The organism is Cupriavidus taiwanensis (assembly GCF_900250075.1).
In the GTDB taxonomy this organism is placed as follows: Bacteria; Pseudomonadota; Gammaproteobacteria; order Burkholderiales; family Burkholderiaceae; genus Cupriavidus; species Cupriavidus taiwanensis_C.
The window spans coordinates 2,926,153-2,945,512 of sequence record NZ_LT977070.1; the positions used below are offsets into that span (position 1 = coordinate 2,926,153).

At 68.7% G+C, this 19,360-nt stretch carries 15 protein-coding genes; 3 read left to right on the forward strand and 12 right to left on the reverse strand.

Annotated elements, in window-relative coordinates; genetic code table 11:
* Window positions 1-27 precede the first annotated feature (27 nt).
* From CBM2588_RS13660 to apbC, 12 genes are all read right to left on the reverse strand, one after another.
* Window positions 28-858 carry a formate dehydrogenase accessory sulfurtransferase FdhD gene (locus tag CBM2588_RS13660; protein WP_115680947.1) on the reverse strand — a complete coding sequence of 277 codons (831 nt, stop codon included), beginning with the start codon at window positions 856-858 and terminating at the stop codon, window positions 28-30.
* A 55-nt stretch (window positions 859-913) separates the two neighbouring features.
* Complete coding sequence (locus tag CBM2588_RS13665) at window positions 914-1,270, reverse strand: hypothetical protein (protein WP_115680948.1); 357 nt, start codon at window positions 1,268-1,270, stop codon at window positions 914-916.
* Between the two features lie 47 nt (window positions 1,271-1,317).
* Window positions 1,318-2,544 (reverse strand): formate dehydrogenase subunit gamma, encoded by a 1,227-nt coding sequence (locus tag CBM2588_RS13670; protein WP_115680949.1) that lies wholly within the window; start codon window positions 2,542-2,544, stop codon window positions 1,318-1,320.
* Window positions 2,545-2,593: 49 nt separating this feature from the next.
* The gene (locus tag CBM2588_RS13675; RefSeq protein WP_115680950.1) at window positions 2,594-2,830 is read right to left on the reverse strand and encodes a hypothetical protein; all 237 of its coding nucleotides are present in this window, start codon (window positions 2,828-2,830) and stop codon (window positions 2,594-2,596) included.
* Complete coding sequence (gene fdh3B, locus CBM2588_RS13680) at window positions 2,827-3,528, reverse strand: formate dehydrogenase FDH3 subunit beta (RefSeq protein ID WP_115680951.1); 702 nt, start codon at window positions 3,526-3,528, stop codon at window positions 2,827-2,829. Before fdh3B ends, CBM2588_RS13675 begins: the two co-directional genes overlap by 4 nt.
* Before the next feature lie 15 nt (window positions 3,529-3,543).
* Window positions 3,544-6,576 (reverse strand): molybdopterin-dependent oxidoreductase, encoded by a 3,033-nt coding sequence (locus tag CBM2588_RS13685; RefSeq protein ID WP_115680952.1) that lies wholly within the window; start codon window positions 6,574-6,576, stop codon window positions 3,544-3,546.
* 73 nt (window positions 6,577-6,649) lie between these two features.
* The gene (locus tag CBM2588_RS13690) at window positions 6,650-6,865 is read right to left on the reverse strand and encodes a formate dehydrogenase (protein WP_062801520.1); all 216 of its coding nucleotides are present in this window, start codon (window positions 6,863-6,865) and stop codon (window positions 6,650-6,652) included.
* A gap of 167 nt (window positions 6,866-7,032) precedes the next feature.
* Window positions 7,033-7,671 carry a TorD/DmsD family molecular chaperone gene (locus CBM2588_RS13695; RefSeq protein ID WP_115680953.1) on the reverse strand — a complete coding sequence of 213 codons (639 nt, stop codon included), beginning with the start codon at window positions 7,669-7,671 and terminating at the stop codon, window positions 7,033-7,035.
* Between the two features lie 36 nt (window positions 7,672-7,707).
* A complete protein-coding gene (locus CBM2588_RS13700) occupies window positions 7,708-9,873 on the reverse strand; it encodes a 4Fe-4S binding protein (RefSeq protein WP_115680954.1) in 2,166 nt (721 codons plus the stop codon).
* A gap of 100 nt (window positions 9,874-9,973) precedes the next feature.
* Complete coding sequence (locus CBM2588_RS13705; RefSeq protein WP_115680955.1) at window positions 9,974-10,618, reverse strand: DUF3306 domain-containing protein; 645 nt, start codon at window positions 10,616-10,618, stop codon at window positions 9,974-9,976.
* Between the two features lie 29 nt (window positions 10,619-10,647).
* Window positions 10,648-11,187 (reverse strand): DUF3305 domain-containing protein, encoded by a 540-nt coding sequence (locus CBM2588_RS13710; protein WP_115680956.1) that lies wholly within the window; start codon window positions 11,185-11,187, stop codon window positions 10,648-10,650.
* 14 nt (window positions 11,188-11,201) lie between these two features.
* The gene (gene apbC, locus CBM2588_RS13715) at window positions 11,202-12,290 is read right to left on the reverse strand and encodes an iron-sulfur cluster carrier protein ApbC (protein WP_111519324.1); all 1,089 of its coding nucleotides are present in this window, start codon (window positions 12,288-12,290) and stop codon (window positions 11,202-11,204) included.
* A gap of 336 nt (window positions 12,291-12,626) precedes the next feature.
* On the opposite strand from apbC, the gene CBM2588_RS13720 reads away from it, so the two are divergent.
* The 3 genes from CBM2588_RS13720 to CBM2588_RS13730 all read left to right on the forward strand — a co-directional run bounded on the left by CBM2588_RS13720 (window position 12,627) and on the right by CBM2588_RS13730 (window position 19,322).
* Complete coding sequence (locus CBM2588_RS13720; RefSeq protein WP_115680957.1) at window positions 12,627-13,265, forward strand: OmpA family protein; 639 nt, start codon at window positions 12,627-12,629, stop codon at window positions 13,263-13,265.
* A gap of 286 nt (window positions 13,266-13,551) precedes the next feature.
* Window positions 13,552-15,618, forward strand: a complete 2,067-nt coding sequence (gene metG / locus CBM2588_RS13725; protein ID WP_115680958.1) for a methionine--tRNA ligase — start codon at window positions 13,552-13,554, stop codon at window positions 15,616-15,618.
* A gap of 368 nt (window positions 15,619-15,986) precedes the next feature.
* Window positions 15,987-19,322: an acetyl-CoA carboxylase family protein gene (locus CBM2588_RS13730; protein WP_115680959.1), complete on the forward strand. Its 3,336-nt coding sequence runs from the start codon at window positions 15,987-15,989 to the stop codon at window positions 19,320-19,322.
* Window positions 19,323-19,360 lie beyond the last annotated feature (38 nt).

Sequence of the window (19,360 nt, forward strand, 5' to 3'; positions counted from 1 at the left end):
GCCTCGAAGCGGCCATGCAAGTGGCCGCTACGCCACTACATCCTCGGGCTGGCGGTGGCGGAAGCGCTCGCGCCCGGTATAGAGCAGGAAGTGCTTGCCGGTGCAGCGCGCGAACAGCGTCAGGTTGACGCGCCGGGCCATCTGGTAGCCCATCTGCGTCACGCCCGAGCGCGACAGCAGGAACGGGATGCCCATCTGCGCGCCCTTGATCACCATTTCGGAAGTGAGGCGCCCGGTGGTGTAGAAGATCTTGTCGCCGCCAGTCATGCCTTCGAGCCACATGCGCCCGGCAATCGCGTCGACGGCATTGTGGCGGCCGACGTCCTCGACGAACATCAGCAGCTCGGTGCCGTGGAACAGCGCGCAGCCATGCACCGAGCCGGCCTGCTTGTACACCGACTGCTGCAGCCGGATGGTGTCGATGATGCCGTACAGGGTGTCCTGGTCGAGCGTCGGGCCCAGCGGTAGGCGGATGCTGTCGACCTCGTCCAGCAGCGAGCCGAACACGGTGCCCTGGCCGCAGCCCGTGGTCACCACGCGGCGCGCGGTGCGCTCCTCGATGCGGTCGACGCCGGTACGGGTGGTCACCGCGGCCGATTCGGTTTCCCAGTCGACCTGCACCGCGGCAATGTCCTCGATCGATTCCACCAGGCGCTGGTTGCGCAGGTAGCCCAGCACCAGGTGCTCTGGTGCGCCGCCCAGCGTCATCAGCGTGACCAGCTCGCGCTTGTCGAGATAGACCGTCAGCGGCCGCTCGCCCGGCAGGTAGGCCGCGCGCACGCGCCCTTGCTCGTCGACGACTTCAACCTCTTCGATCAGGGGAACGGCTGCCTGGGTAAGCTCGGGACGCAAGGTCATGACGAGGGACTCGGGGCTGCGGGTGAAGCCCCGAGCGGCATGCAGGGGGCAGAAGTTATGGCGCCTTTGCGGACGATTGTACCGCGCCTGCCGCGGGGGCACCGGCGGTGCTGGCGATGGCCGGGACCGGCGCCACGAACGGTCCCGGATCGGCGCAGGCGGCGGTCTGCACCGGCTCTCGCGCCTGCTGCCCGTGCGCCTTGCGGTCGGCCAGGTAATGCGCGGCGATCTTGTCCTGGGCACGGCACAGCTGGTACGCCGCGACCTTGTCGGACCAGGCGGCGCGCGCCCGGGTCTCGGCGGCCTTGGCCTGCTGGGCTTCGGTCGGCGCGGGCAGCTTGGCCAGCGCGCCCGGGGCGAAGGCCGTGCAGGCGGCACCGGCAACGGCAATCAGCGTCAGGATGCGTGTCATGGTTCTGGATTCCTGCTGTGTCGTGGGACCCGCTCGCCAGGGCTGCGTCAGGCTTCGCCGGGACTCTGCCGCGCCGGCCGGGCCGCGGCGGCGTCCGGGCTGGCCGAACGCTGGGCCGGGATCTTGCCGGACTTGATGTCGTCGTACCAGAGCTCGTGGTGCTCCTTGGCCCAGGCCTCGTCGACCCAGCCATCGCGCATGGCACGGTACGCGCCTTCCATGCCGATGGTGCCCATATAGATATGGCCGCACGCCATGGCAGTCATCAGCACCGCCGAGATGCCGTGGATCACGTTGGCGATCTGCATGGTGGCGCGGTAGTAGTCCATGCCGGGCACGATCATGTCGAGCACCCAGCCCGAGGCCGACAGCACCAGGCCGAACACGAACACACCCACCCAGAACCACATCTTCTCGCCGGCGTTGAAGCGCCCGCTCGGCACGTGCTTGCCCGAGGCCAGCCCGCCGAGGCTGGTGACCCAGCGGACGTCGTCGCGGCTGGGCAGGTTGTCGCGCAGGAACACCACGAAGGCGACGATCACCGACAGCGTGAAGATCGGCCCCACCACGTTGTGCAGGTTCTTCAGGATGTAGCTGAGCCAGCCGAACAGCATATGGCCCATCAGCGGCAGCAGGAAATGCTTGCCCAGCAGCATCACGATGCCCGACACCGCCAGCACCACGAAGGAAATCGCCATGGTCCAGTGGACGATGCGCTCGAGCGGGGTAAAGCGCTCGATCATGCGGCCGGTCTTGGGCGTGCGCAGCGGGATGGTGCCGCGCCACAGGAAGAAGCCAAGGATCGCCACCGGCACGATCAGCAGCAGCCAGCCGCCCCAGACCGTGATGACGCCGTTGCGGAACAGCCGCCACGACTGGCCGGTGCGCTGGATCAGCACCCCGGCTTCCTTGTCGGGCAGGCTGCTGTAGTGGCGCTGGTCGGAATTGACCTCGCGCCACATCGGCGCGTTGTTGCCGGGCTGCGTGACGCTGCGCTGCTGCTGCGACCTGGCCTCGGCGGCGATGTCGCGCGGCGGGATGTTGAAGATGTTCTCGGACGCAATGCCGGCCAGCGGCTGGGCCGGATGCGTGGCCGGGTTGTTGGCGTCGGCGCTGGCTGATGCGGTCGCCGGTCCGGTCGACGGCCCCGGCGCGGGTGCCGGGGCCTGTGCCACGGCATTGCCGGCCGCGGCCAGCGCCAGCGCGCCGGCAGTCAGCCAAACCCGCCAGCCACGCCAGCCTCCGGCGCGGCATCGATTGTGCGACGGCGTCATAGCCCCTCCTTCAGTTCCCGGCTGGCGGGAAGTCCACACGGCGGCGCGGTCATTGCACCCGGTTGTACTCGTTCTGCAACTGGTTGCGCTGGCGGATCTGGTTGTTCCAGCTGTTGCGGTCGCCCGCGGTCCAGCCCTTGGCCACGAACGGATCGTCCGGTGCGCCCTGGAAGGCCTGGGCGTCGGCCTTGCTGTGCGACGGACCGATGGTCTGCGGCTTCTCGCCGCACGCGGCCAGCAGCACGCCGCACAGCGACACCAGTGCAACGACGCGGATGCGATTCATGACGCTTTCCCTCCTGCAGGTGCCGTGGCGGCCGGCGCGGTCGGGGCGGCGGGCGCGGCTGGTGTGGGCGCGGGCTGCTGCGCCGGTGCCGCGGGCTTCGCGCCGGCCTGGGCATTGCCATAGGCCGTGCCCCAGCCGAACACGTCGCCGCCGGTGCCGCGCTTGATCACGCGGTTGCGCAGGATATCGGCAATCACGTCGCCGTCGCCGCCCAGCAGCGCCTTGGTCGAGCACATCTCGGCGCACAGCGGCAGCTTGCCTTCGGCAAGCCGGTTGCGGCCGTATTTCTCGAACTCCGCTTCCGAGCCGTTTTTCTCCGGGCCGCCGGCGCAGAAGGTGCACTTGTCCATCTTGCCGCGCACGCCGAAGGTGCCGGTCGACGGAAACTGCGGCGCGCCGAACGGGCAAGCGTACGAGCAGTAGCCGCAGCCGATGCAGACGTCCTTGTCGTGCAGCACCACGCCGTCCTCGGTGCGGTAGAAGCAGTCGACCGGGCAGACCGCCATGCAGGGCGCGTCCGAGCAGTGCATGCAGGCCACCGAGATCGATTTCTCGGCGCCGACCATGCCATCGTTGACCGTGACCACGCGGCGCCGGTTCACCCCCCAGGGCACCTCGTGCTCGTTCTTGCAGGCAGTGACGCAGCTGTTGCACTCGATGCAGCGCTCGGCGTCACAGATAAATTTCATGCGTGCCATGGTGTTCCTCTGCGCTTAGGCAAACCGCTCGATCTGGCAAATGGTGGTCTTGGTTTCCTGCATCATCGTCACCGAGTCGTAGCCGTATGTGGTGGCGGTATTGACTGCCTCGCCACGCACCACCGGCATCGCGCCCTCGGGGTAGTAGTCCTTCAGGTCCTTGCCCTGCCACCAGCCCGAGAAGTGGAACGGGATGAAGGCGGTATCGGGCCCGACCCGCTCGGTCACCAGCGCGCGCACCTTCAGCGTGGCGCCGGTCGGGGTCTTGACCCAGCAGTAGTCGCCGTTGCGGATGCCCCGGTCGGACGCGGCGCGCGGGTTGATCTCGACGAAGTTCTCCTGCTGCAGTTCCGCCAGCCACGGGTTGGAACGGGTTTCCTCGCCCCCGCCCTCGTACTCGACCAGGCGCCCGGAAGTCAGGATGATCGGGAATTTCTCGGCCACCTTGTTTTCGAGGTTGCGCTGCTGCACGGACTTGTACAGCGTCGGCAGCCGCCAGAACGCCATCTTGTCGTCGTGGGTCGGATACTTGGCGACCATGTCGGGACGCGTCGAGTACAGCGGCTCGCGGTGCTGCGGGATGGGGTCAGGGAAGTTCCAGACCACCGCGCGTGCCTTGGCGTTGCCGAACGGATGGCAGCCATGGTTCTTCAGCACCACGCGCTGGATGCCGCCGGACAGGTCGGTCTTCCAGTTCTTGCCCTCGGCCTTGGCCTTCTCGGCATCGGTCAGGTCGTCCCACCAGCCCAGCTTCTTCAGCAGCACGTGGTCGAACTCGGGATAGCCGGTGGTGATCTCCGCGCCCAGCGAGTGCGAGCCATCCTCGGCCAGCAGGTTGACGCCGTCGCGCTCCACGCCGAAATTGGCGCGGAAGTTGCCGCCGCCGTCCATCACGTGCTTGGTGGTGTCGTACAGGTTGGGCGAGCCCGGATGCTTCAGCTCCGGCGTGCCATAGCATGGCCACGGCAGCCCGAAGTAGTCGCCGGTCAGGTCATAGCCGGTGACCGGGTCCTTGCCCGACTTGCAGCGCAGCGTCTTGACGTCGAACATCTGCATATTGCGCATGTGCGACTTCAGGCGTTCGGGCGACTGGCCGGTGTAGCCAATGGTCCAGTTGCTGGCGTTTATCTCGCGCAGGATCGATTCCGGCTCCGGTTCCATCCAGGTCCGGCCGGCCCGCTTGACCTCGATCATCTTGTAGTTCTTCGACAGCTCCTTGCCGAAGCCGAGCTTGTCGGCGAACGCCTGCATCAGCGTGTGGTCGGGCATCGATTCGAACAGCGGCTCGATGACCTTCTCGCGCCATTGCAGCGAGCGGTTCGAGGCCGTGCACGAGCCCGAGGTCTCGAACTGCGTCGCGGCGGGCAGCAGGTACACCGCGCGGTTGGGGTTGACCTTGTCGCCTTCGGCCGGCGGCATGTTGGCCATGGCCGCGGTTGCCGACGGGTACGGGTCCACCACCACCAGCAGGTCCAGCTTGTCGAGCGCCTTCTTCATTTCCAGGCCGCGCGTCTGCGAGTTCGGGGCATGGCCCCAGAAGAACACGCCGCGCACGTTGTTGTCCTGGTCGATCAGCTCGTTCTTCTCGGTCACGATATCGATCCAGCGCGACACCGTGGTGCCCGACTTCTCCATCATCGCCTGCGACACGAACTGCTTCTTGATCCATTCGTAGTCCACGCCCCAGACCGCCGCGTAGTGCTTCCACGCGCCGGTGGCCAGGCCGTAGTAGCCCGGCAGCGAATCGGGGTTGGGGCCGACGTCGGTGGCACCCTGCACGTTGTCGTGGCCGCGGAAAATGTTGGCGCCGCCGCCCGCCACGCCGATATTGCCCAGCGCCAGCTGCACGATGCACGAGGCGCGCACGATCGCGTTGCCGATGGTGTGCTGGGTCTGGCCCATGCACCACACCAGCGTGCTGGGCCGGTTCTTGGCCATGGTCTCGGCCACCAGGTAGACCTGCGCCTCGGGCACGCCGGTGACCTCCTCGACCTTGTCGGGGGTCCACTTGGCCAGCACCTCTTCCTTGATCTTGTCCATGCCGTAGACACGGTCGTTCAGGTACTTCTGGTCTTCCCAGCCGTTCTTGAAGATGTGGTACAGCACCCCGAACAGGAATGCGATATCGGTGCCCGAGCGGATCCGCACATAGTGGTGCGCCTTGGCCGCGGTGCGCGTGAAGCGCGGATCGACCACGATCACCTTGCAGCCGTTCTCCTTGGCATGCAGCAGGTGCAGCATCGACACCGGGTGCGCCTCGGCCGCGTTCGAACCGATATACAACGCAGCCTTCGAGTTCTGCATGTCGTTGTACGAGTTCGTCATCGCACCGTAGCCCCAGGTGTTGGCCACGCCCGCCACCGTGGTGGAGTGGCAGATGCGCGCCTGGTGGTCGGTGTTGTTGGTGCCGAAGAACGACACCCACTTGCGCAGCAGGTAGGCCTGCTCGTTGCTGTGCTTGGACGAGCCGACGAAGAACAGCGAGTCCGGGCCGGTCTGCTGGCGGATCTCCTTCATCTTCGCGGTGATCTCGTCGAGCGCCTGGTCCCAGCCGATGCGCTGGTACTTGCCGTTGACCAGCTTCATCGGGTACTTGAGCCGGTATTCGCCGTGGCCGTGTTCGCGCAGGGCGGCGCCCTTGGCGCAGTGCGCGCCCATGTTGAGGGGCGAATCGAACACCGGCTCCTGGCGGATCCACACGCCGTTCTGCACCACCGCGTCGACCGCGCAGCCGACCGAGCAGTGGCCGCACACGGTGCGCCTGACCACGATGCCGGTCTTGCCGTCGCCGGCGGCCTTCTTGTCGTCGGCGGCGTCGGCCTTGCGCAGCAGCGTCAGCTGCCCGGCCGCGAGGCCGGCGCCGACGCCGATGCCGGAGCGCTTGAGGAAGCTGCGGCGGTCCATGGTCGGCATGGCGCCGGCCAGGCTGGCCGCGAGTCTTTGGGAGAGCCGGCCGGAGCTCGCGCCGGCGGAGTCGGGCCGGTTGGCGTGGCCGTCAGCGAGGCGGGCGGATGCGCCCTGCGCCGCGCGTTTGCGGGTCAAGATCATGTCTCACCTCAGAAACGGACGACTGGATTGCGTCCGGTTGCAGGCGGCGCGCCAGACCACGCCGCCGTGGCAGTTACACCAGCGTGGTCCGGTAATACTTGCGGATGTGGTCGGAGACCCGGTAACCCTTGCTGTCCGACGGAGGATCGGTGGGTTCCGGCAGGGCTGCAGCCTGGCCCGGCATGGCGGGCGCGCGCGCGCTCAGCGCTGCCGCACCGGTGGCGGCGGCTACAACTCCGGCGCCCGCGAGAAACGTGCGGCGCGCGACCCTGGTTGGCTTTTCTCTCATGTGGGGGCTCCTCGGTTGTCAAAGCCCGATGGTTGTGCCGTTATGCGTTGTTATGCATATTCTAGAATCAACTGGAAGGAAAGACCATGACAAGCACGGGTTTTTCCTTACCTTCTGCTTCAACTTGAGCTAAGAAACCTGCGCCCTGCGCCGCATCGGTCCCGCGCTCAGGTCATCTCGAGCGCCACCGCCTCGATCCCGGCGAAAGTGCCCAGCAGTCCGGCCACGCTGCGATAGAAGCGCGCCTGCGGGTGCGCCGCCACCGCATCGCACAAGGGCTCGATCCAGGGCTGCATATGCTTCGCATAGAAGCGCTGCTGCTCGCCCAGGTTGGACACCGACAGGTCGTCGCCCGCCACCAGGAAGCGCATCACCTCGCACAGCGTGGCGATGTGGTCCTCGGTCTCGCTGACGCCTTCGTGGCGCTCCAGCCCGTAGCGGGCCAGGTCTTCGCGCAGCGCCACCAGCGGGCGCTCGTTGAGGAAGCCGGTCATATAGAAAGAGCCGTAGAGGAACACGTCCTGGCGTCCCACGCCGACGAACAGTTGCCGGTACTCCTCCTCTGCCTCGGCCGCGGTAGTCTCGGATGCTGCGTCGCACAACGCGTTCCACGCCTTGCCCAGCACGGTCTTCGCGTCTTCGCCCACGGCGCGGTTGGCCGCGATGTGATGCAGCAAGGCCGCGTCCGGGGCGCGATAGAACAGCGTCGCGAGCAGACCGTACAGGTCGGCGCGAGCGGTGTCTTCGCTGTCCGCGGGGTCGGCGGGCGGCGCGGCGGTGAGCTGGATCGGCTGGAAATCTGTCATGTCGTGATGAATTGTGCCCGGTGGGCCGGGCGGGTCTCAGCGCAGGGTGGCGCCGGTGACGGCGCCTGGGTCGCGTTCCATCATGTCAACCACGCGGCAGTCCGGGCACATCCTGAGGCGCTCCGCGGCGGCGCCGGCAAAGGCGGGATGGCCGGCCAGGCGCACCAGCATCGACTCGACCATCTGCGCCGTGCCGAACGGCTTGGCGCAGCGCACGCAATGGAACGGCTGGGCCTCGTTGAGCGTGACCGGCCGCCGGGCCGCGTCGCCGGCCAGCAGGCGCGGCACCAGCGTCACGGCGTCTTCCGGGCAGGTCTTCTGGCACAGCCCGCACTGCACGCAGTTGCGCTCGATAAAGCTGAGCACGGGACGCTCGGGATTGTCGCGCAGCGCCTGCGACGGGCACGCGCCCACGCATGCCAGGCACAAGGTGCACTTGCCGGTATCGACGGCGATGGCGCCGATCGGCGCGCCCGCCGGCAGCGGCACGCTCTGCGCCGGCGACGGCGCATGGCGCACCAGGTGGTCGAACGCGAAGTCGAGCAGTTCGCGCTTGGCCGCGACCGGGCCGAAGGGCGCGGGCGGCAGCGCGTTGCGTGCCGGCCGCAGCGCCGCCAGGCCGGCATCGAGGGTTTCCGTGTCGGCGGCCTCGACCAGCGACAGCGCCTCGCCGTCATAACCCAGGCCCGACAGCAGCGCGCGTCCTACCGCCATCTGCTCGAGCAGCGCGGTGCGATATTGCGGGGCCTCGTCGCCGGTCAGCAGCACCGCGACGCGGCTGGCGCCCCAGCACAGCGCGGCCAGCCACAGCTCCAGCCCCACCGAGGCCGGATGGAACAGCGACAGCGGCATGACCTGCGCGGGCACGCCGCGCGCCTTGCCGCCGCGGGCGGCGCGGCCCAGCGCCAGCAGCGCGGGCGTGCCGGATTCCTCGCCGTGCAGCAGCACCACCGGATCGCGCGCGCCGGCGTGCCGGTAGGCGGACAGCAGCGTGCGCAGCCGCGCGCCGGTCGTCTCCGGGCCGGGGTAACCGTAGCTGATGGCACCGCTGGGGCAGACCGTGGTGCAGGCGCCGCAGCCCATGCACAGGTTGGGCGCGACCTCGATGCGGCCCTTGCCGTCATGCCAGCGGGAGGTGATGGCCTGGGTCGAGCAGATCTCGATGCAGGCGGTGCAGCCGGTGGTCTGGTTGCGGCCGTGCGCGCACAGGCTGTCCTTGTAGCGGAAGAATTTGGGCTTCTCGAACTCGCCCACCAGCCCGGCCAGCGCCAGCGCCTGGGCCTGCTGGCGGGCCGGGTCGGCGCCGGCATGCAGGTAGCCTTGCGGCGGCTGGTGCATGGTGAAGGCGGGCGTATCGGACAGGTCGAAGACCAGGTCGAAGCGGCCCGCGCCGGTGCCCTGCGGACGGTCGAAGTCGATCGCCGCGGCGGCGCCGCAGGCGCGTACGCAATCGCGATGCGCGCGGCAGCGCGACAGGTCGATCTGGTAGTTGAAGTCGATCGCGCCTTCCGGACAGGCATCGATGCAGGCATTGCAGCGCGTGCACAGGTCCAGGTCGATCGGGTTGCTGCGGCCCGCGCCGGTTTCCCAGCTGGCCTCGAAGGCGCCGAGCCAGCCGCTCAGCGCGGCCAGCCGGCCGCTGTGGACCGGATAGGCGCGCGCCGCGGGCTGCGCGGCGGTGCCGTCGCGCGGGTCGCCGCCGGTCAGCAGCACCGTGACTTCGAGCTGCATCGCGGCCAGCCGCTCGGCCCAGGGCAGCGCGCGCGCGGCCGGCCCCAGCACCAGCACCGCGCCGTCGCTGCGGTAGTCCACCACCGGCACCGGCTCGGGCTCGGGCAGCGCCGCCACCGCCAGCAGCGCGGCGATCTTGGCATTGGCGGTCCTGGGGTCGCGCCGGGCGCCCTGCGACCAGCCGCCGGTTTCGCGAATATTGACGAAGCGCACCGGCGCGGTCACCACCGCCTGGCCATCGCGGCCCTGCGCGGCTTGCGCGGCCACCTCGGTAAACAGCTGGCGCTCCTGGGTGCAGGCGACGATCACGTCCTCGGTGCCGTCCAGCGCGGCGGTGAAGTCACCGATTTCGCGACGGCACAGCAGTCGATGGACCTTGAGCGGCCCCTGGCTGGCGTCGCGGGTTGCGTCTGACAATGCCGCCCCGTCCAGCGGCATGGTGTCGTTGCAATTGCAGATCAGCGTCGGCATGGCGAGTGCGGCTGACCGGTCCGGACGTCCCTTCTTGGCGGGGGTCTGCGGGCCGGCGGATTGTGGGGATGCCTATTGTAGGCTGCGCTGCCCGCTGGGGCTACGCGCACTTATGCGGATCTTGCCGCGGCTCTTGCTGGCCCCGTTGTTCGCTTTGACCGGGATCCGGCGGCGGCGTTTCGGCGCCTGCCGGTGCATCGGCCAGCACCAGCGGCGCGTCGGCGTCTTCGCCTGGTGCCGGACCCGCCTGATGCGGTTCCTGCTCCGCCTCCGTTTGCGCTGCCGGCGGTACCTGCTCCGCATCCGACAGCCGGGCCGCGGCTTCGGCCGCGGCGCGTTCCTCGTCGGTCGGCTCGAACAGGCCCAGGGTCTCCGCCTGGCGCAACTGGCGCAGGATCTCGGGCGGGATCGGGTCCGGCTTGCTGTAGTCGTCGATATAGATATCGAGCCCGTCCATCACATTGAAGTGGGGATCGGCAAACAAGGTCTTCAGCGCAGCGCGCTTGACCGATTCGTCCACGCCGCGCGCGACGAAGCGGGCGATCTCGTCACCGGGCCGCAGCACCGCGACATCGGCCAGCGTCGGCGGCGGATCCCGCGGCGCCTCGGGAGCGGCTTCGACGGTCGCAGGGACAGGTTCGCTCTCGTTCCGTAGCGGCTGCGGCGGTTCGGCGGGAACGGCCACGCCCTCGCGCACCGCGGCCTTGCGGCGCGACCAGCGCGACAGGAAGGACGATTCGCTCATGGGCAGGGCCGTTTGTCAGTGGTGTCGGATCAGTAGCGGGCGCGCTCGTCCGGCGCCTTGAAGGATTCGGGCCGGCGCCGCTGCTTGGGCTCGGGCCGGTAATGTTCGTTGACGTAGGCCTGCAGCCAGTCGCGCTGCTCGGGCGCCAGCGGCACGTTCTCGACGGTCTCGCCGGCATCGAGCCAGCGGCCAGCCTCGTTGTACGACAGCGCCACGGTGACCGGCACCGGATGCGCATCATCTGCGTCGCCCGTGCCTTCATCCTCGGGCATGCGCCACAGCACGAACCAGCACGGCGTGGCCGAGGTCAGGTTCAGGTAATAGCCCTCGCCCTGGTCGCGGAACAGCTCGACCTCATAGCCCGGGTACAGCCAGCGCGCGCCGTGGGCATCGTGCTCCAGGCACACCGGCTGCGTGCCGAACTCGCCCAGGTCGGGCAGCACCGCGTCCAGCTGCCATTTCCAGGGCTGCCAGCGGTTCGCCAGCGCCACCTTGCGCATCACCACGGCCATGGTGACGGCAGGGCGGGCGCCGGGCGGCGGCAGGTTGGCGGTGGGCTGGCTGTCCATGGCGGCAGGCGGGCTCAGGTGTTCTGCACGACGATGCTGGGGAACTTGCTGGTCATGTCGCGCGCCTTGTCGGCGACCTTGATCGCCACCTTGCGCGCGATGGCACGGTACATCTCGGCCACCGGGCTGTCGGGCTCGGCCACCACGGTCGGGCGGCCGGAATCGGCCTGCTCGCGGATGCTCAGGTTCAGCGGCAGGCTGCCCAGCAGGTCGACGCCGTAGTCGGCGCACATCTTCTCGCCGCCGCCGTGCCCGAAGATATGCTCGACATGGCCGCAGTTCGGACAGCAATAGACCGCCATGTTCTCGACGATGCCGAGGATGGGAATGCCCACCTTCTCGAACATCTTCAGGCCCTTCTTGGCATCCAGCAGCGCGATGTCCTGCGGCGTGGTCACGATCACCGCGCCGGTGACAGGCACCTTCTGCGACAGCGTCAGCTGCACGTCGCCGGTGCCCGGCGGCATGTCGACGATCAGGTAATCGAGGTCGCGCCAGTTGGTCTGGCGCAGCAGCTGCTCCAGCGCCGAGGTCACCATCGGGCCGCGCCACACCATGGGATTGTCCTGCTCGATCAGGAAGCCGATCGAGTTGGCCTGCAGGCCATGGCCCTCCAGCGGCTCCATGGTCTGGCCGTCGGCGGATTCGGGGCGGCCGTCGATGCCCAGCATCATCGGCAGGCTGGGGCCGTAGATGTCGGCGTCGAGCATGCCCACGCGCGCGCCTTCGGCGGCCAGCGCCAGCGCCAGGTTCACGGCCGTGGTCGACTTGCCCACGCCGCCCTTGCCCGACGCCACCGCGATCACGTTCTTCACGCCCGGCAGCAGCTTGACGCCGCGCTGCACCGCGTGGGCGACGATCTTCATGCTGACGGCCACGCTGACATTGGTCACGCCCGGAAGCTGCCGCACCGCGGCCACCACCAGCTTGCGGATCGGATCGAACTGGCTCTTGGCGGGATAGCCGAGTTCGACCTCGAGCGAAACCTCGCCGCCATCGACGCGGATGTTCCGGGCCGAGCGGGTGGAGACCAGGTCCTTGCCCGTATTGGGGTCGATGACGGTGCGCAGGGCTTCGGTAACCTGCTCAGTGCTGAGGCTCAAGACAAACTCCGCTTGGGTAGTGGGGAATGGGCGCATGATGGCCTGCGCCTAATGTATCAAAGTATGCAGCACCGGCCATGAACGCCGGAAATCCGCGCGCAATCCCCTCTGTTGGGTGGGGGATTACAGACAATTACAACTCTCACAAGCTTGCACTTGTGCGCGCGCCGCCATATCCATATTGTAGTGCGGTTGGACGGCCCGGCATGCCGACACCGCAAGCGGTGCCGCGCCCGGCCGGGCCGACGCGCACAATGGGTTACCTGCCGCTTGCCTTGGCGTTACCATCGCGACGCGGTACCAAGAACATTTACGGGAACATCAGAAGGAGAAAGCATGAAGATCAAGCTCGTTACCGTTTCGCTCGCCGCCGCCACGGTGCTGGCCGCTGGCTGCGCCACCGAACAGCAAACCCACACGGCGGTTGGTACCGGCGTCGGCGCCGCGGTCGGCGCGGGGCTTGGCAACCTGATCGGCGGCAACACCACCGGCACGCTGGTGGGCGCGGCCGTCGGCGGCGCCATCGGCGGCGCGACCGGTTACAACTGGAACGCGATCCGCGGCAAGCTGAACAAGGACACCGCGGGCACGGGCACCCAGATCACCGAGCAGCCGGACGGTTCGCTGAAGGTCAACATCCCGAGCCAGGTCACCTTCGACACCGACAGCGCCTCCATCAAGCCGTCGTTCCGCTCGGTGCTCGACCAGGTCGCGCAGACCCTGGGCCAGCACCAGGACGTCAGCGCCAACGTGGTGGGCCATACCGACAGCACCGGCAACCCCAACTACAACATGCAGCTGTCGCAGCGCCGCGCGCAGAGCGTGGCCGGCTACCTGGGTGATCGCGGGGTCGCACGCAACCGGCTGAGCGCCGAAGGCCGCGGCCAAAGCCAGCCGGTCGCGGACAACGGGACCGAGGCCGGACGGGCACAAAATCGCCGCGTCGAAATTTTTTTGAAACCAATTCAAGGGTGACCCTGTCATAGAAACAGGTGCCGCTTGCCACCGTTGCTGGCTCGCGATGGGTGGCTGACCTCCCGGGCGGTACCTGATTTCTCCTCCTTTTCCGTTGTGGAAAGCTGCGCCGGCACTGACCGGCGCTTTTTTTTGCCCGAACGGGCCGGCGGCCCCTCTATTCCGCGATGCGGAACCGCCGCGCGGTGGCGGGCCAGTTGTTAAAATAGCTCCTTCCCGGCACGCGCCCGCCCGTCCTGGCTGGCGCCGTCCCCTCGATTTCCCCGCTCCTGACCGGCTCCTGTTTATGACCGCACGTCGCATCCTCGTCACATCCGCCCTGCCCTACGCCAACGGCCAGATCCATATCGGCCACCTGGTGGAGTACATCCAGACCGATATCTGGGTGCGGTTCCAGCGCATGATGGGCAACGAGGTCTACTACGTCGGCGCCGACGACACCCATGGCACCCCGGTCATGCTGCGTGCCGAGAAGGAAGGCATCACCCCGAAGCAGCTGATCGACCGCGTCTGGACCGAGCACAAGCGCGATTTCGACAGCTTCCTGGTGTCGTTCGACAACTACTACAGCACCGACGCGGAAGAAAACCGCGAGCTGTGCGAAAAGATCTACCTGTCCCTGAAGGCCGAGGACCTGATCGCCGAGCGCGAGGTCGAGCAGTTCTACGACCCGGTCAAGAACATGTTCCTGCCCGACCGCTTCATCAAGGGCGAGTGCCCGAAGTGCGGCGCCAAGGACCAGTACGGCGATTCGTGCGAGGTATGCGGCACTACCTACGTGCCGACCGACCTGAAGAACCCCTACTCGGTGGTGTCGGGCGCGACGCCGGTGCGCAAGTCGTCGGCCCACTACTTCTTCAAGCTGTCCGATCCGCGCTGCGAGAGCTTCCTGCGCGAGTGGGTGGCCGACCTGGCGCAGCCCGAAGCCGCCAACAAGATGCAGGAATGGCTGGGCGCCGAGGGCGAGGCCTCGACCCTGTCCGACTGGGACATCTCGCGCGATGCGCCCTACTTCGGCTTCGAGATCCCGGGCGCGCCGGGCAAGTACTTCTATGTGTGGCTGGACGCGCCGATCGGCTACTACGCCAGCTTCAAGAACCTGGCGCAGCAGCGCGGCATCGATTTCGACGCCTGGGTCGGCCCGCACTCGACCGCCGAGCAGTACCACTTCATCGGCAAGGACATCCTGTATTTCCACACGCTGTTCTGGCCGGCGATGCTCCGCTTCTCGGGCTACCGCACCCCCACCAATGTCTTTGCCCACGGCTTCCTGACCGTGGACGGCGCCAAGATGAGCAAGTCGCGCGGCACCTTCATCACCGCGCAGAGCTATATCGACACCGGCATGAACCCCGAGTGGCTGCGCTACTACTTCGCCGCCAAGCTCAACGCCAGCATGGAAGACCTCGACCTGAACCTCGACGACTTCATCGCGCGCGTGAACAGCGACCTGATCGGCAAGTACGTCAACATCGCCAGCCGCGCCGCGGGCTTCCTGGTCAAGCGCTTCGACGGCAAGGTCGATGAGGCCGCGCTGGCGCATCCGCTGCTGGAGCAACTGCGCCAGGCCGCGCCGCAGGTGGCGCACCTGTATGAAAGCCGCGAGTACAGCAAGGCGCTGCGCCTGGTGATGGAACTGACCGATGCCGTCAACGCCTTCGTCGACACCGAGAAGCCGTGGGAGCTGGCCAAGGACGACAGCAAGCGCGCCGCGCTGCATGCGGCGTGCTCGGTCTCGCTGGAGGCGTTCCGCCTGCTGACCATCTACCTGAAGCCGGTGGTGCCCAACGTGGCCGCGGGCGTCGAGCGCTTCCTCAACGTCGCGCCGCTGGACTGGCGCGCGATCGACCAGCAGCTGTCGGCCGCCACCCCGGTGCAGCCCTACCAGCACCTGATGACGCGCGTCGATGCCAAGCAGGTCGACGCGCTGCTGGCCGCCAACCGCGAATCGCTGCAGGCGACCGCGGCGCCGGCCGCCAACGCCAACGCAGCCGCGATCGAGCCGATCGCCGACACCATCACCATCGACGACTTCGCCAGGATCGACCTGCGCGTGGCCAGGATCGTCGAATGCCAGAAGGTGGAAGGTTCGAACAAGCTGCTGCAGCTGACGCTGGACCTGGGCGAAGGCCGCACCCGCAATGTGTTCTCGGGCATCCAGTCGGCCTACACGCCGGAGCAGCTGGTCGGCAAGCTGACCGTGGTGGTGGCCAACCTGGCGCCGCGCAAGATGAAGTTCGGCGTCTCCGAAGGCATGGTGCTGGCGGCTTCGGCCGCGGATGAAAAGGCCGCGCCCGGCCTGTACATCCTCGAGCCGCACAGCGGCGCGGTGCCGGGCATGCGCATCGGCTGATCGTCTTTTATCGCTGCACCCTCTCCCGACACGCGGGAGAGGGTTGCATCCCGCGGCACGCCCGTGACGCGGTTTCCCTCGGCGGCAAATCGCCGGTCCATCCCTCGCGGCGCGACATCTCGCCCGCCACAGCCGGCTGAATTCTGCAATGCAGAACAAAACAGCGGCAAATTCCCTCGCTTTCCCCGGCTCTATGCACACGCGGCATGTCATACATGGTTCCGGCGCATCGCGCTTGTGACCCCCTGGCCAGCCGCGTAGATTCCACCTCGCAGAATCACAAACCACAAAAACAAGAAGCTGGCGGCGCAAACCCATTGCGCACTCACGCGCTTGCGTGCCGCCGCTTCGCATGGAAGGGGACATTTGTGAAGAAGCTCCTGATCGCCAATCGCGGCGAGATCGCGTTGCGCGTGCAGCGCGCCGCCCGCGATCTCGGCATCGCCACCGTGGCCGTATACGCCACCGACGACGCCAACAGCCGCCACCGCCTGCTCGCCGACGAAGCCGTCGCACTGCAGGGCGAAGGTGCGGCGGCCTATCTCGACATCGACGCCATCCTCGCCGCGGCGCGGGCCACCGGCTGCGATGCCATCCACCCCGGCTACGGTTTCCTCAGCGAGCGCGCCGATTTCGCCAGCGCCTGCGCGGCGGCGCAGATCGTCTTTGTCGGCCCCGAGCCCGGGCACCTGGCCCTGTTCGGCGACAAGGGCCGCGCGCTGGCGCTGGCCGCCCGCTGCGGCGTGCCGGTGATGCCGGCCACGCCGGGCGGCGCCACGCTCGATGCGGTGACGGCGTTCTTCGACGAACAAGACGGCGCCGGCGTGGTGCTCAAGGCCGTGGGCGGCGGCGGCGGGCGCGGCATGCGCGTGGTGCGCGAACGCGACGCCCTGCCCGAAGCCTATGCGCGCTGCCGCTCGGAGGCGCGCTCGGCGTTCGGCATCGACGCCCTCTACGCCGAGCGGCTGGTGGCGCGCGCGCGCCATATCGAAGTGCAGATCGCCGGCGACGGCGACAGCGTGATCGCGCTGGGCGAGCGCGACTGCACGCTGCAGCGCCGCTTCCAGAAGGTAGTGGAGATCGCGCCCAGCCCAGCGCTCGATGCCGCGCTGCGCCAGCGCATCGTCGACGCCGCCTGCACGCTGGCGCGCGAGGCGCGCTACCGCAGCCTGGGCACGTTCGAGTTCCTGGTCGAAGAGCCCGAGCATGGCGCCGGCCGCGATGGCGCGGACTTGCCCTTCGTCTTTATCGAGGCCAACCCGCGCCTGCAGGTCGAGCACACCGTCACCGAGCAGGTCACCGGAATCGACCTGGTGGCCGTCCAGCTGGGGCTGGCGCAGGGCCGTCGCCTGCCCGAACTGGGACTGGACCCGCACCACCCGCCGCGCACGCGCGGCTATGCGATCCAGGTGCGCGTGAATGCCGAAGCCACCGACGCGCAGGGACTGGCGCGGCCGGCGCAAGGCCGGCTGGAGCGCTTCGATCCGCCCACCGGGCCGGACGTTCGCGTCGACACGCACGGCTATACCGGCTATGCGCCATCCGCCCAATACGACACGCTGCTGGCCAAGCTGATCGTGACCTCGGCCAGCGACCACTTCGCCGACGCGGTGCGGCGCCTGCAGCGCGCGCTGGCCGAGTTCAATATCGCCGGCATTGCCACCAACCTGGACCTGCTGCGCGCGCTGGCCGAGCGCGATGACTTTGCCAGCCAGCACGTGCATACCCGCTATATGGAGACGGCGCTGCCCGCGCTGCTGGAGCGCGCGGCGCAGATCGGCGCGCAGCACGCGGCAAGGCAGGCGCTGGCGGGCGCCCCCGTGGCGCCGGTGGCAGCCCTGTCCAGCACCGCCAGCTTCGAGGAACAACTGGGCGAAGGCCTGTGCGCGGTGCGCGCGCCGATGAACGGCCGCGTGATCGAACTGGCGCGCGAGAACGACGTGGTCAAGGCCGGCCAGACCGTGGCGGTGCTCGATGCGATGAAGATGGAGCACGCCATCGTGGCCGGACAGGCGGGACGCGTCATCGACCTGCGCAGCGCGTCCGGCGAGCAGGTGGCCGAGGGCCAGGTGCTGCTGGTGTTGGAGCCCGCCGACGCCGGCGCGCATGCCGCTGGCGACACCGAATGCGCCGACCCCGCGGCGATCCGCCCCGACCTGCAGCGCGTGCTGGACCGACATGCCTTCCTGTACGACGCGGCCCGCCCGGAGGCGGTGGCACGCCGCCATGCGCGCGGCCAGCGCACCGCGCGCGAGAACGTCGACGACCTGTGCGATGCCGGCAGCTTCCGCGAATACGGCGGCCTGGCGCTGGCGGCGCAGGCCAGCCGGCGCAGCGAGGCCGACCTGATCGCCAACACCCCCGCGGACGGCCTAATCACCGGTACCGGCAGCGTCAACGGCAGCCTGTTCGCGCCGGAACGCGCGCGCTGCGCGGTGCTGGCCTACGACGCCACCGTGCTGGCCGGCACCCAGGGCAAGCGCAACCACACCAAGACCGACCGCATCCTGGAGGTGGCGCTGCGCAACCGCCTGCCCACGGTGATCTTTGCCGAAGGCGGCGGCGGCCGCCCGGGCGATGTCGACTTCCCCACCGTCGCCGGCCTGTACCAGCCGTCGTTCGGCGCCTTCGCCGAGCTGAGCGGCGAGGTGCCGGTGATCGGCATCGCGTCGGGGCGCTGCTTCGCCGGCAATGCCGCGCTGCTGGGCTGCTGCGACCTGATCGTGGCCACGCGCAACGCCAACATCGGCATGGCCGGCCCCGCCATGATCGAAGGCGGCGGCCTGGGCGTGTTCCGGCCCGAGGACATCGGCCCGGCCGCGGTGCAGTACCACAACGGCGTGGCCGACCTGCTGGTCGACGACGAAGCCGCGGCCGTGGCCGCAGCGAAGCACTACCTGTCGATGTTCCAGGGGCGCCTGGAGACATGGCAGTCGCCCGACCCGCTGGCACTGCGCCACGTGGTGCCCGAGAACCGCCTGCGCGTGTACGACACCCGTGCCGCCATCGACGGGCTGGCCGACGTCGGCAGCGTGCTGGAGCTGCGCGCCGGCTTCGGCACCGGCATCCATACCGCGCTGGCGCGAATCGAGGGCCGGCCGGTGGGCATCCTCGCCAACAATCCGCGCCACCTCGGCGGCGCCATCGACGCCGACGCCGCCGACAAGGCCGCGCGCTTCATGCAGCTGTGCAACGCGCACGGGCTGCCGATCGTGTCGCTGATCGACACGCCGGGCTTCATGGTGGGCCCCGAGGTCGAGGCCCGCGCGCAGGTGCGCCACGTGTCGCGCATGTTCGTGACCGGCGCCAAGCTGCGCGTGCCGTTCGTGGCGGTGGTGCTGCGCAAGGGCTACGGCCTGGGCGCGATGGCCATGGCCGCGGGCGGCTTTCGCGCGCCCAGCTTCACGGTGTCGTGGCCGACCGGCGAGTTCGGCGGCATGGGACTCGAGGGCGCGGTGCGGCTGGGTTTTCGCAAGGAACTGGAAGCGTTGCCCGAGGGCCCGCAGCGCGATGCGCTGTACCAGCAGCTGGTCGCCCAGATGTACGAACGCGGCCATGCCATCAACGCGGCGGCGGCGCTGGAGCTCGATGCGGTGATCGATCCCGCCGCCACGCGCCAGTGGCTGGTCAGCGGCCTCGACGCGGGCGCCGCCGACCCCCACCGCGCCCAGCGACCGATACGCGCCTTCGTCGACGCCTGGTAGGCGCGGCGGCAGACAACACCCCAGAGCGACAGCAAGAG